Annotated in this window: 11 protein-coding genes; 2 read left to right on the forward strand and 9 right to left on the reverse strand. The window is 42.2% G+C overall.

The genetic code is table 11. From position 1 onward, the window contains the following. Window positions 1-19: 19 nt before the first annotated feature. A complete protein-coding gene (locus H8Z77_RS02575; RefSeq protein ID WP_186996087.1) occupies window positions 20-325 on the reverse strand; it encodes a hypothetical protein in 306 nt (101 codons plus the stop codon). 78 nt (window positions 326-403) lie between these two features. Next, window positions 404-778 (reverse strand): DUF1284 domain-containing protein, encoded by a 375-nt coding sequence (locus H8Z77_RS02580; RefSeq protein ID WP_186996088.1) that lies wholly within the window; start codon window positions 776-778, stop codon window positions 404-406. A gap of 223 nt (window positions 779-1,001) precedes the next feature. Here H8Z77_RS02580 and H8Z77_RS02585 point away from each other — a divergent pair, with 223 nt between their 5' ends. Further along, window positions 1,002-1,292: a hypothetical protein gene (locus H8Z77_RS02585; protein ID WP_186996089.1), complete on the forward strand. Its 291-nt coding sequence runs from the start codon at window positions 1,002-1,004 to the stop codon at window positions 1,290-1,292. Between the two features lie 1,369 nt (window positions 1,293-2,661). Continuing rightward, window positions 2,662-5,064: a hypothetical protein gene (locus H8Z77_RS02590; protein WP_186996090.1), complete on the forward strand. Its 2,403-nt coding sequence runs from the start codon at window positions 2,662-2,664 to the stop codon at window positions 5,062-5,064. 381 nt (window positions 5,065-5,445) lie between these two features. Here H8Z77_RS02590 and H8Z77_RS02595 read toward each other — a convergent pair whose 3' ends face one another. Genes H8Z77_RS02595 through H8Z77_RS02625 form a run of 7 tightly spaced genes read right to left on the reverse strand, consistent with a single transcriptional unit; the run spans window position 5,446 to window position 13,158 of the window. Beyond that, complete coding sequence (locus H8Z77_RS02595) at window positions 5,446-5,694, reverse strand: phage holin (protein ID WP_069988537.1); 249 nt, start codon at window positions 5,692-5,694, stop codon at window positions 5,446-5,448. After that, entirely contained in the window at window positions 5,684-6,025 is a 342-nt protein-coding gene (locus tag H8Z77_RS02600) for a hypothetical protein (protein ID WP_083256428.1), read from the reverse strand. Before H8Z77_RS02600 ends, H8Z77_RS02595 begins: the two co-directional genes overlap by 11 nt. After that, complete coding sequence (locus tag H8Z77_RS02605; RefSeq protein ID WP_069988538.1) at window positions 6,022-6,444, reverse strand: hypothetical protein; 423 nt, start codon at window positions 6,442-6,444, stop codon at window positions 6,022-6,024. The genes H8Z77_RS02600 and H8Z77_RS02605 overlap by 4 nt, the downstream gene beginning before the upstream one ends. A gap of 14 nt (window positions 6,445-6,458) precedes the next feature. Next, window positions 6,459-7,793 (reverse strand): phage tail protein, encoded by a 1,335-nt coding sequence (locus H8Z77_RS11550; protein ID WP_186996091.1) that lies wholly within the window; start codon window positions 7,791-7,793, stop codon window positions 6,459-6,461. 18 nt (window positions 7,794-7,811) lie between these two features. Continuing rightward, entirely contained in the window at window positions 7,812-9,728 is a 1,917-nt protein-coding gene (locus H8Z77_RS02615) for a phage tail spike protein (RefSeq protein ID WP_186996092.1), read from the reverse strand. A 10-nt stretch (window positions 9,729-9,738) separates the two neighbouring features. Then, window positions 9,739-10,488 carry a phage distal tail protein gene (locus H8Z77_RS02620; RefSeq protein ID WP_069988540.1) on the reverse strand — a complete coding sequence of 250 codons (750 nt, stop codon included), beginning with the start codon at window positions 10,486-10,488 and terminating at the stop codon, window positions 9,739-9,741. A 6-nt stretch (window positions 10,489-10,494) separates the two neighbouring features. After that, complete coding sequence (locus H8Z77_RS02625; protein WP_186996093.1) at window positions 10,495-13,158, reverse strand: lysozyme family protein; 2,664 nt, start codon at window positions 13,156-13,158, stop codon at window positions 10,495-10,497. Window positions 13,159-13,211: the final 53 nt, after the last annotated feature.

Below are 13,211 nucleotides of genomic sequence, written 5' to 3' on the forward strand. Positions count from 1 at the left end.
GTTTTTTTGTCAAGAGGGATTATTTTGGAGCCAGACGCCGGTAGGGGCAATACATGCCATGGCGTAGGCAGATGGCGATTTGTTTGCCGCAGTCCGTCCGCCAGACGCATTTTTTGGCCGTGCAGATATCCTTTGTGGTGGGCCATTTTGGCTGGGGATTTTCCTTTTTTGGCAGCGGGATGATATTGGGGCGGGTCAGGCGCTTTAAGGTTAAATTGACTAGCCCAATGGATACCCCGAACATCTGGGCGAATTCCCGCTGCTTGTACTGGTTGATGTGCTCTTTCATAAACTGCTGTTGTTGTTCAGTCAGCTTGCTGCCCATTGAGATTCCTCCTTTGGTGTTACTGCCCTTATTATACTCGGGTTTTTCCCGCTTCGGCAGTGGCAAAGGGGGGCAATATCAATCGCCTTTGCTGGAACAGATGGAATCCCATTCACAATCAGCGCACACCTGTTTTCTTTTTCCTTGCTGTAGAATGTTTTGGTTTACTAGGCAAAAAAATTCCTGCCAGGTGATCCGCTGGCTCGGCTGTAGTTGGCAGAGTTCCAGAACCCTCCGGTCAAACGTCGCTACCTTGTCCGTCTGGGTGCAGGCGCCGTTCTGGTTATTGGGGCAGTGGGAACAAATCTCGTCCGCCCCCTGCACCAGTTGGATGGTAGCCTGCTTCAGGTTGGCGATGGTCTGTTCCATATGGCGGACAAATTCTGGGCTGTAGCCCTTTCCTTCAAAAAATGCGATGCACAGCCCGTGATGGGGCCGGATCTTGTATTCCATGTGATACCTCCTGTTACGCTGGGAACCAGATTTACTTTTTCAGCGGATGGATTCCCATTTTAAGACGCAAAGTTTATATGGATTTTGGATGGTTTGATACCGAGCCAAAAAAATGGTGGGCGTCTTTTCTATGTTTATTGTACCGGATGGAAAATAGTTTTTCAATCCTTGACAAATTTTTTATGGTATCCGTTTCCAGTGCTTTGTTTTTTCTGGAATCCAAATGTTAGTGGCATTTTTGCACAACGACATAGATTATTTCCCATTCCTAATCCAATCGGGGATATCGTTTTTTGTATTGATTTTCCATGAGATGGTGGTGATTGGGCACTTATTTATCTGTTGCCAGCGATACTGGGAGGCAGATTCCATCTGGTTCTCTATGCCAATCACTGGATGGTTTATGGCAGTAGCGATAGTATACCGGGTAGCTTGGTGGCTCGTTCCTGTTAAAATGCACAAAGTTTCGATGATTTTTTTGGATTCGCTCCTTTTTGGCGCGAAAATAAAGTAAAAAAAACGAAAACAAAAAAGAATTTCGTCGAAAAATAGATAAAAATGTAATAAAAAGGCTAAATTACAGATATTGTTTTTTGGAGAAAACTATGCTATACTAAAGATGGTTCTAATAATAACCGATGTTATTGGAACCAAGAAGATGTTATCTTAAGTTTTTTATTTTTGGAGAAGAACAGCTTCCTAAGGGGAAAGGGGAGGCTGTTTTTCTCTTTGTCTATAAAAGGATATCTGCCCATGGTAAAACAAATTGGTTTGCATTTTCACTTATATTTTATTGGCTAACATGGAGCGGTCAAAGTTCATTTTTGCAAATTTGTGTATTATATACAAAAAATAATGGGAATCTTTTTCCATTATTTTGATGGAACCCCCTTGCATTCTTTCACAAAATATAGTAATATATAAATGTGTTCGATATGATCTATATGTTTTTCAATACATGTTTTTTCGCAAGAAAACATGTAAGAGGAATCATTAATTTACAAAATAGCCAGCCCTTGATCGGTTTAAAAGGGCTGGCTATTTTTTTGTTGATTAGGGAAATCACCGGCATAGCCAGTGGAGATGCCCCATAAAAAAGCTTTCGCTTCAAGTATCAAGCGAAGCGAGCTACTAACAAGCAATCTAGCAAGTTCATACAAGCTCGGAAAGAAGCATAAGTGCCCGTTTACGGGCGGCGGAGCAGTAGATGCAAGAGAAAGAATGTTCAGTGCTTTAGATGCCCGCCAGTAAAATGCTCTTCTAGGGCTTAATCAAGCCTTCAGCTTAGCCGGAGGTCATGACTATAAACTTCCCGACTATCCCTGCTGATCGGATGTTCAGTAAAGTGGGTACCGATGAAATGCGGGGGTATATTTCTTTAACATTGGAGTAGAGTTTGAGTATATGCAGTAGAATATGGAACTTCATTTTGCTGGCTTCCTATTACACCAAAAAATAGGGAAGAAAGGAAATAAACGCCTAACTCAGCGTGATGTTCCCATACTTCCATCGAGCTGGGGGATTTTTATAGTGGGTTTCTGTTATCTGAATCATAAAAATACAGTTTAGAAAAGTGGGGATTCGCAGCAGTGATAGAACCTTTTCGGAAAAGCCACACCCATTATTATAAAAGGAAGGAATCCTAAGTCAAATAAAATCTGTTTTTTCAATATAAGAGCAGATCCTTTTCTAGAAAACAGAAAAATGAAACCAAGATGGAGATGGATGGTTACCATTAAACTGTGTTGATTCCCAATCTTAACGAAAATGATTGACTTTTTAAGAAAGAATATTATAATAATATTGTAACAATATCGTCACAAATATTAGGATATTTCATATTTTTGTTACAAAATATAAATCGTAAGGAGATGTTTATTCCAATGAAAAAGGTTATGTCTTTTTTGCTTATGGTGACTCTTTTCCTGTGGTCATTGCCGGTATTTAGCGTGTCTGCGTACACGATGCCGGATGTAGAAGTGGATACTATTCCCGCAATTGAAGAATATGAGCAGAGTCTTACCCCCTCTGTGTGGGTAGGCGGTGAAAAAATAAGTGTTGGCGATACCATCCGCTTTGCACAAGGAGGGTCCGCTACAATGACCCAAGTGGATGGCGTGTATACTTTAACCTTGGACAATGCGAAAATTACCAGCGATATTTCCTTTACACCGGATGAAATTCTTAAAATGCTTGGCTTATCCAACCAAGCGGTTACAAAACAATTTCAAGACAGTAATACAATTTCTTTTGGCTTATTGAGTAATATCCCATTACACATTGTGGTAAATGGGGATTGTTCGATTGTTGATGTGGATTATGCTTTGATGTTTGTCCCTGTTTTCCGCGGGAAAATGGTTTTTTCTGGAGATCATTTGACCCTTAGCGGTGCAGAAGATTCTTTTTTGGGGTTAGACGATGGGTTGGCAGAATATGAGAATATCCTTTTGGATTATCTTTGCAATGGTTCCGCACCGGAGGATTTCACAGAGGAAGAATATAACTGGGTGATGGAACAGTTTGATAAGTTGTACGAAAAAATAGTAGGGCAGTATATGGGGATAGAAATCTCTGATGGGATGCGCCTAACACTGGCTCCTACGGAACATGCGGAGGATGGCATACAGATTACAGCAACTTGCTATATCCCTATCTATTTACATGGTGTTTTAGAAGGCAACTTGAATGATATAGAAAATAGTAGATTTTATTTATTGTTGTCACAGCTATATAACTATGGCACATTAGATATTAGAGGGAATCAACTAAACCCATGTTTTAACCGTATCAAAAATTTTGAAAACCATGGTACCGCAAATATTCTGATCAATGATACTTTATCTGTTTCAAATCTCCATCAGGTCGAGGGTGTCCTTTCTGTGGAAAGTGAATTGGTTGAAATTCGCAAAACAGCGACTTTTTCTGGTGGAAAAACCAATGTTGTGGGAAAATTACAAGCAGATAATCTTTCAATCACCGGTGGAGATTTAACTGTATTTGCACCAGGAGATACTGGTACTGCGTTAAATGCGATGAAAAAGTTTGATATGTCCGGCGGTACTGTAACCGCAACCGCTGCGGATTATGGCGTTTATGTTGGTAGTAGTTCGGATATGTACTCGGAACCAGGCGATTATATGCACGTTTCCGGAGGCAGCCTTACCGCCACAGCAACAAATCCAATTGGTACTGGGGTATATGCGTTTTGTGGAGAAGATATTTCCATTACCGGAGGCAACCATGTTTTCCGTGGTGGAAACGATTATTTTGGCGCGGTTAAGAAGGCGAGAGATGCAGCTGGATTCTCAGTAAATTGGGCAGACAGTGTGTTGTTGGAAAATGCTACAGTGGATATGGAGGGAGCAATAGGCTTTTCCAGTTCGCTTTCCCCTAAGGTGACTGTGGAAAAAGGTGCCAACATCACTGCCCGTGGTATTATTTCCGGTATTTATGTATATTCTGGCGATTTATATTTAAATGGTGGTACAGTGGATGCTTCCTGTGTTGGAGAAGGGGAACATCGGGCGCCTATTTTGACCGATGACTATCGCTTTACGTCCAGCCCGGATGACCAGTCCTATGGATATATTCACTTAGCGGATTCCTTAACCAAAGTGGATGGCGCAAAAGGCACCACCATACAATCTTCGAACCTTATCATTGATGAAACCTCGTCCCGGTTTATGCAGTTTTTGGGGACAAAGCAAAGTTCTTTGAATTTGGACCCAGTGGACCATGGCGATAGTTATTTCCACTATATAGCAAAAGATATCCCAATGTCGGTTGTGGTAACCGATGGCCATGAACACAGCTATACCGAGCATATCCTGGTTCCTCCTACTGAAGCAGGCGGCGGTTTGGCGGAATATGTTTGCGATGCTTGTGGGGATACCTATCAAACAGCATTGGCACACACACATCTGGGTACTTTGGTTCCTGGCACGCCAGCAACATGTACTGCGGATGGCGTAAAAGATTACTACACCTGTTCTTGTGGCAAATATTTTGAAGACGCCTCCTGTTTGACAGAGATTGTTGATCTGGAAGCATGGAAACTAGGCGATGGTAAGATTGCGAAAACCGCACATTTGGATCAAGATAGGGATGGAACTTGTGATGTTTGTAGTATGGCAATAGCACAGGATTCCACATCGGGTTCTGATGTATCCAATTCCCAAACTGGCGAGAACCACAATGCTCTTCTTTGGATGGTATTGCTTTTGGCCAGTGGAATGGTTGTGATGGCAGCGGTTGCTATTACCAAAAAGAAAAGCGCCAACGATTAGGTAGCATCGAAACTCGTATTTTACGGATTATTTTTACCAAAGAAAAACTCCCCCAGTTAAGCGGGTGTGAACCGGGAAACAACAACAGTTTCCCGGAACACTTCTGCTCAACCGGGGGAGTTTTATGGCTTTTTTAATCTGCTTTTTGAAATTGGTCAAGTATTAAAAAAGATGGGAGATAGATTGTATCTTGGTATTACGTGAATGATAAGGAATCAATATTTTGCCTAGAGGACTTTTTTCCTAAGAAATTTTTGCAATCGGAAAAAACAATTTGTAAGTTTTGGTTAACAGAAAAAGATAAAACCGATCACGTCCTGTTTTTATTGGCATAAGAAGTTACAGGTTTGTAAAAACAAATATCACACTTGTTTATGATCCCTATTTTGGAATGGTATAGGACATTGCCTGGGAACTATCCCCAATACCTTGGGTTGTAGGGTCGGTGACAACGCCCAAAGCCACCAGAATATTGATAAGAGCCATAATCGCATCGGTCAACATATTTTGGGTAATGGAAGGGACAATCCCGAACATCCCCAGAATGGTATAAACAAACGTCAAAATTGCGCCGATAAACGCAATCAGGAAAGTTTTGTTTTGCAACCGTACTTTCCAGTTAATTTTCATCGTAATCCACTCCTTCCAGCGTCAACGGCAATTTTTTTACCCGTTGGTACAGTTCCGTTCCAGTGCCGTTTCCGCCTAATTTATGATAGCTTTTGTAAATGTATTCAATGTTTTTTAAGGCGTTGGGGGAAATCTCCCCCTGGCCTAAATGGTATTGGCAAATCAGGTATAAACGGTCATGCAGGATGGCAAGGATGCCCTCCCGCATGGATTCCTGTTCCCGACCCTTTTGCACCAGTTTCCGGTAGCACATCGCGAACATGGCGGTTACCCCGGCGGAGATAACCCCTAAAATAAATTCCACCCAATAGTGCAGGATAAAATCAATCAAATTTCTACTGCCCCTTCAAATTGGCCAATGGTCTGTTCAATTGCATTGTAAATTTCTTCCCTTGGGTCGCCGGTAATTTCAATGGTGTAATTTGTGCTGCCAATATGGCGGGGTTCAAAATCCAGTTTGGATAATTCCTGAATATTTAATCCAGCCAGTTCTTCCCATTCCTCAAAAGGCATACCGGTTTTTTTCTCGTCATACTCCTGTTTTTTTGCTTCCAATTCATAATAACGCTGGATTTTTTCTTTTTTCTCTTCCACTTCCGCTTTTTCCTGGTCGCGGAATGATTGGTCCGCATAGTGGAAAATAGTAAAATGAAGCTGGTTGGTATCGTAATCATAAATTACTTGTTGGATGCGGTGATACTGCCCATCCATCCGTCCATATTCTCCAGTTAATAATTTTGCTAATGCCATAATTGTTTTCCTCCTTAATATTTAATGATGTAGTTTACGGTTAAGTATGGCTGTAAGTTGGTGTGGGATGATCCTCCACCAGTATTCTCACTTTTGGCGCCTTGTGTATAAATGTTACCTGCGCCATCTCCAGCATAGTCAATTCTAGTACTGGTTCCGTTTTCCCCTGCCGTGACAACCTGGCCATGATTGTGTTGTGGAATCTGGCTAACAGTCAGGGTAACGCTGGTGGAACCCCCATTGTTTCCTAGTGAGGTAAAGGGGGAACTGCCAACACCAACCGGAACACGCCCTTTTAAATTAGGCAGTGTAAAAGTAGTGGAGCCATTTCCGCTGCCATATTTGGTGGTAATTTTATTGTATAGGGCACTATAGGTGGTGCGGGATACGGATGAACCATTACAAAGCAGCCAGCCGGTTGGTGCGGTAGATGTAGACCAAACAAGAATGGAACCAGGCTGGCAGGCGCCAATATCCGCGGCGGTTAAATTTTGGCTTAAAGGCTTACCATTTACCGTGCGGGTAGTAGGCACAGCATTGACGTCGGTATAGGTAAGGGAAATATCCGAAGATAACGGCTTACTGTTGATGGTGCGTGTATTTGGTACATATTTTTTGAATTCTTCCATTACTTTGCCTATATCGGTACCTTCTACGCTTGCCGCTGCATCATTAGCACGTTTGGCGGCACTTTGGGCATTTTGGATTGCGGTATCGGATTTGCTTTTTATGGTGTTAAATTCGGTAACACGGCTGTTTTCCGCATTGACGCGGTTTGTTTCTGCCGCAATCCGGTTGTTTTCGTTTTGGATACGAACGCTTTCCGCACTGCTTCGATTGGATTCATTGGTTTTCCGTTGAGTTTCGGCTTTTACACGTTCTTCCTCTCCGGAAGTTACCTCATCATTCAAATGTTCCATTTCTTCCACAGCGGTTTGTGCCTCCTCTAACACTTTGGAGAGGGAAAGGTATTCATCGCTGCTTTCCAAGCGGTCCGGGCTGTATACGCCAGGGTAAACCTCTACCTCAAAGGTTGCGGTGGAAATTTCCGCTTCCCCCTGGTAAAAGGTGATGTCGCAATAGCAAATGCCGGATACCGTCAAGCATTGGGGGTCAAGCAGGATGGTGACCAGGTTGCCATTGCGTTCCGCATCCCCTAGTACTTGGGTATTGTCCGGTTTACAGTAGGAGTAGCGGGCTTTTATACCGGAATCAAATTCTGCTGCCACCCCGTTGTTTAAAACCATTGCTTTGACAATACGGGTTTGGTTATCCCACTGTTTGGCTTTTACCCGTTGGTTTTTTCCGGTAAGCCCAATATCTAAAATAATTTCTTGAATATGTTGCAAAATAATTCTCCTTCTTTCCTAAGATTCAGGGTATTCCTGCTGGGAACGTTTCCGTTCCGCCTGTTCCAATTCTTCTGTAATTGCACTGAGCTTTGCCTGTTGCTCCGAGGTCAGGTTCCTCTGCTGCGCTTGAATCTCCACTAACGCCTGAACAGCCCGGGTGATATTAACACCATTTACATTTAATGAGCCGTAAATCTCTACATTCGCATCGGCATTGCTTGTTGGTGTGGAGTTAATTCCACGGAATATAATTTTTCCAGGCTGCATCGTTTGCCCGGCCATTCCAGATTCAATATAAATACTTCCTTCATTACCTTCGCCATAATTTCCAATTCTAGATGAATTATTCCTAGAATTAAAATAAATAAAGACAGCATTACCGCTGTTAGAATTAAATGTAATGTATTTTTCTCCATCGCCACTAAAGCCAATCGTGCTATCATTTGGAGAGTAAACTGTTAATCCAGGAGCCATCAATTGTCCTTGATTTAAATCAAACATTAAATTTGGGATATATTCCGGTTCCTTATCTGGATCGTTTTTATAATTTGGATTTGGTATTTCCACACTGCTTTTTAGAACACCACTTGTAATATAGTTTGCGTTAATCTGTCCATCCATCGTCATAGCCAACTCATAGTTACCATTTAAACCTTCTTGAGAATAACCTAGACCATTCGCATTCCAGCGCCACATAGGGGTGGTTTCCCAACTATCAGTGTCATCTTTTAAAATTAGAAGTTCCGCTGGTTTGCCTTTTTGGAACCGGATTTTAATCACCCCGCCGTCCACGCCGGTAATTAAATCGGTGGCGTGCTGGATGGCGTTTTGCAGCTCATTATTGGTATAATCTTGCTGTTCCTGGATGGAATTCTGGATATTGCCAATACTGGTTTCAATCCTTGGGGCAGTGGTGGAAAGGGTCACCACGTTTTTTTCGGGCTTGAGGGGATATTCCTTGTATTCCACCACCTGATGGTTTACCGTGGTGTTTCTGGTGCGGTCGATTAAGGTAACCACCTGGTACATCTGGAAGGTCAAAAAGCTATATTCTGGATTGAGTTTTGCCAGGTCAACCACGCTGCACTGGTAGGAGCGTTTGGGGTAAGCCAGCTCTTTGAGCTTTTTCTCAGCGGCTGCTTTTAGCTCGTTGGCGTCCTCAATGGAGGTATCCTTCATCACGCCGCAGATAATCTGTTTGGTATAAGAAGTATCCTCTACATATTCTAAGCCATAGGTCTGGCCATCCGAGCCGCCAGAAGCCCCCGCCATGGTCAGGCCATCTTTGCCATAAGCGTACAGCCGGGTGACCAAATCGGTGGAATCCCCGGAAAATTTCAAGCTTTCCAGGTTGAGCTCGTCGGTGACGTACACAGCGGAAGGCTCTTTATTGTTGGTACTGAATACAGAGAGGGTTTTATCCTTTCCACCTGCGGTTACCTTTGTGTCGAAGCGGTAGCCTACGTCATCGTATTCCTTCATCGCCTTGGAAAGGATGTCGTAATTAGTGACATTTTCCAGCTTAAAGGAAGCGGTCTGGCTGGAGTTCAGCCCACTTGTACTACAGCTCCAACCGGTGGGAGTGATTTGTTCCAGCACTTGGGCAAGGGTGATAGGAGTATCGGTTTTGGTATCCCCCTCACCGGATTCAGTGGTGAAGGTTTTGCGTATCTCCGTCTTCCAGGCGTCCAAATCCAGCTCGCAGTCCACCGAGACGCCGTCGCCGGAATCGTCCAAGGATTTGATCACATACAAATTCCCTTCCGCCTCTACCCGGATTTCCTCCCCCAAGTGGGGGAGGTGTTCGTGGTTAACGGGTAGGTCAAAGCTGAGCAAATCCAAGCCGCTGGCCTTGTGAGTGATGACGTAGGAGTCCGGGTCCACCTCCAAAGGATACATGGGCTGGTTATTGGTATCGTATAAAATAATCATGGGAACCTCCTTAAATCAGCATAGGGTAATAGGAAAACGTTACCTCCAGCGGTTCTGGCACCATCTCGATTTTGTTCAGCCCGGGGGAGAGGGTGGGGAAGCTGGAAAGGGAAGCCTTTGGCCAGATATTCACCCCATCGGCGGTGACGGTTTTTTTGATGCTGTCGATGACAATCGTCTTGCCGACTTCCGGTTTATTGATGGTGAACAGGTTCCGGATGGAAAACTGGTCCATCTCTTTGGTAGGGGTAAAGGAGATGATGCACTCGGAAGTGCAGTTGCCAGCGTTGAGGATGGTATCATTTCCCTTTAATTTTACCGTAGTAAGAGGGAGACTTTCCATGACATCAAAAGAAAGTTCCACCTGGGAGTAGCAGTCGATGCCAGTTTCCTCGGTGGAATACTTGGTAAGCACGGCGCGCCAGATCAAATCGGAATTCCCCAGGCTAATGGTGGTTTTGAGCGCGGCAGAAACCAGGTTGGAGATGTTCTGGGAGAGCATATCCCGGTTTTCGCCGAACACGTAAAAAGCCGCCTCTGCTGATTTACAGCAAACACGGCTTTTAAAGTGGTGGAACGTGTTGAGTTCGGGATGTTCCAGGGTGTTGGTTTCGATTTTGCCTGGGGAGACGGTGAACGAAATCAAATCCGCCTGGAATTCAGTAAAGGTATTCAAATGGTCCATCCAGCAGTCCTCGCCGACCTGTTGGTCCTGGGAGAGGTCGTTGAACTGGAAAGGGCTTGCAGTAAAAATTTCCAAAAAGGGTCACCTCGTTTCAAATTTAGCGGTTTTTGCTTGAATGCGGGAAATCACCGGAGTAAGCGCCCGGCCAGCTTTTTCGGAATCCAGGTAAACATCCCCCTGGGAAACCTGGAACACAGGGTTGCATTGGATAGCGGAGGATTTGAGGCTATCGGTAATGAGGGCGGCCAGGCGGGAATAATCCACCACACTGGTGGAAGGGGAGAGGGAATCGCCCAGCGGGAAGCCGTTGCGCGCCTGTACGGAAACGCCGAGCAACTCGCTAGTCTGAGCGAAAAGCTGCATTGCCCGTGTGCGCTTGCCAGGGTCTAACGGAATCACAACTTCTGGCTTGTCACCCTCCGCAATCCAGCTGAGCTGTTCTTTATCCACAAACCCGCCTGTAGCAAAACCCTTAGGTTTTCCATAGGTGTAGAAAAGTGGTTTTCCATCAGGTCCATTTACTGATCCATACAATACTTTATCCCCTGCTATTTTAATATGGACAGTTTTTCCATTCATTTCTGTTTGAATCAGTGCGTAGTTATGGTCCGCCCAGGCTTTAGCATTAATATCTTTTAGGCTAGGGGCATTAAGTGGATTTCCATCAATTACTTGTTGCATTCCAAAAAGACCTGTAAGACCCATATTGCTTAAATTTTGGACAAATTGAGGGGTAACAGTTCCAATTTCTTCTCCCGTTGCGGTATTAAATGCTGTAATAGTATCTGAACCAGCCAAACGAACAAACCCCATATTCTGATAAATCCCTTGCGCAAGGGCATCATCCATTGTAACACCTAATTGTGCTAATTGAAGTAAAAGATTTTGTTTTTCTTCTTCATTGTCTGACAATGTATAGGCGTTTGCCAATTCAATTGCTTTTTGTTGTACAGAAGGAGTTACAGTTGCTAAACTTTCGATTACTGCATCAGAAAGTTCAATTCCTTGTTCTTGAAGTTTCGCTTTCACTTCTTCTATAGATTCATCTGAGGCAACTAATTTTTTGACCCAATTTTTTCCGGTAAATGTTTCTCCGCTAAATAACTCAAGTTGGTCAATAAATTCATCAGGGAATTTTTCTGGAAAATTTTTAATAAAATCTTTGAATTGTTGAAATGCCTCTTGATTGGATACAATTTGTTGGGCAAGATAACTAAATCCTCCATTGGGGTCTCCCAGCAAAGCTTCATATTTATAAATTTCTCCTAATGTGTCAAGGATACTGCTTGGGATACTTTGCCCCAGTTCCTGATATTCTTGTACTTGTTTTTCTAAAGTAAGTTTTTTCTCTTGTACACTATCTACAAAATTAGTTAAAGGTTCTTCAAGGCTTCCTAAATCGCCAACATTAAGAATAGATGCAATAGTAGATTCATTTATATCAGTAGTTCCACCTTGAAAATCAAAAATTTTAATTTGTTGTGCTACATGTTTTTCTAAATTACTGGAAAGGTTACTTAATTCACTATTCCAAATCGTTTTAAAACCTTTTATCTCCAAATTAACAGTATCTAATGTTATTGTAGTAATATTACGGCTTGCTTCTAATTCAAAAGATTTTTTTATCCTGTCGTATTCATCAGGAGAAATCTGCTTATTTTGTAATTGCAATTGAAATGCAACTAATGCGGAAGCTGTAAGATTATCAATTTCAGACGTTTTTTCGGCTAATGAAGTGTTCAGTTCTTCTTGCAATCCGGAAAAACTCTCTTGTGTTAAACTACCACTTTCAATTTTTGCCTCAATTTGATCAACTTTTACTTGGTATTGTGCATCGGATACTTGGTTGATAATTTCTTGCATCTGTTGTATTTTGGTTTGAATCGCATTTTGTACATCTGGAGTATTTAGTGTATCGGTTTCAATAGCGTCTGCAACAGTTTTGTTTAAATCTGCGCTTAACTGTGAAATTTGAGTATATAATCCACCAAATACGGATGCTGAAGCTGAATTGGCAAAAGTAGAAGATTCACTTCCCGGTTTAAACAATAAATTAATCGCTAAATTAGTAGTATACCACTGTTTGTTCAGATACTCGGTAGTAGAGGTAACATAATCTGAAATACTTTTTTGATAATTCTGTTTATCTTCTTCAGTTAATGTAATTCCGACTTTTACCTTCCAATTATATTGTTCAATATCAGCAATTGTTTGATCTATATCCTGCTTTAAATTATTTGTTTCTTCTTGGGCATTTAACACTGTATTTATTCGAATATTCCAATCTGCATTTGTCAGTGTTTCAGCTGCTTCTGTCAATTGTTCCATTGATAAAGTTACATTTCCAAAATGATCTTCAATATCCTTTTGAATCATTTCTTGTTTCATTTCAGAATAGGCATTTCCTAAATAGGAAACAGCGCTGGTTACTAAACTAATAGCTCCAGTAAGGCTGCTAAATCCACCAATTATTGTCCCAATTCCAGAAAAAATTGCTCCACCTAATCCAGAAAATCCACCAGATAGTTTATTAACAGATTCATATGATTCTTCAATACTATCTGAAATAGTTTCTAAATCGCTGATAGTAGATGCCAAACCATTGATGCTAAATCCACCGCCAGAAGAGCCAACAGAGCTTAATTCATTAATAACATTTTTTAGCTCTTTAGTAAAGTTTTTTGTTTCATTAGTGGCATTTTTAATTTCTTTTTCTAATGCTTTAAAATCAATATCGTTTGCCATTAATTCACCACCTCTTTGTAAATAAAAAAGCTAACTGAATTAACAGTTAGCTT

Origin of the sequence: Clostridium facile, from assembly GCF_014297275.1 — a bacterium.
Classification (GTDB): domain Bacteria; phylum Bacillota; class Clostridia; order Oscillospirales; family Ruminococcaceae; genus Massilioclostridium; species Massilioclostridium facile.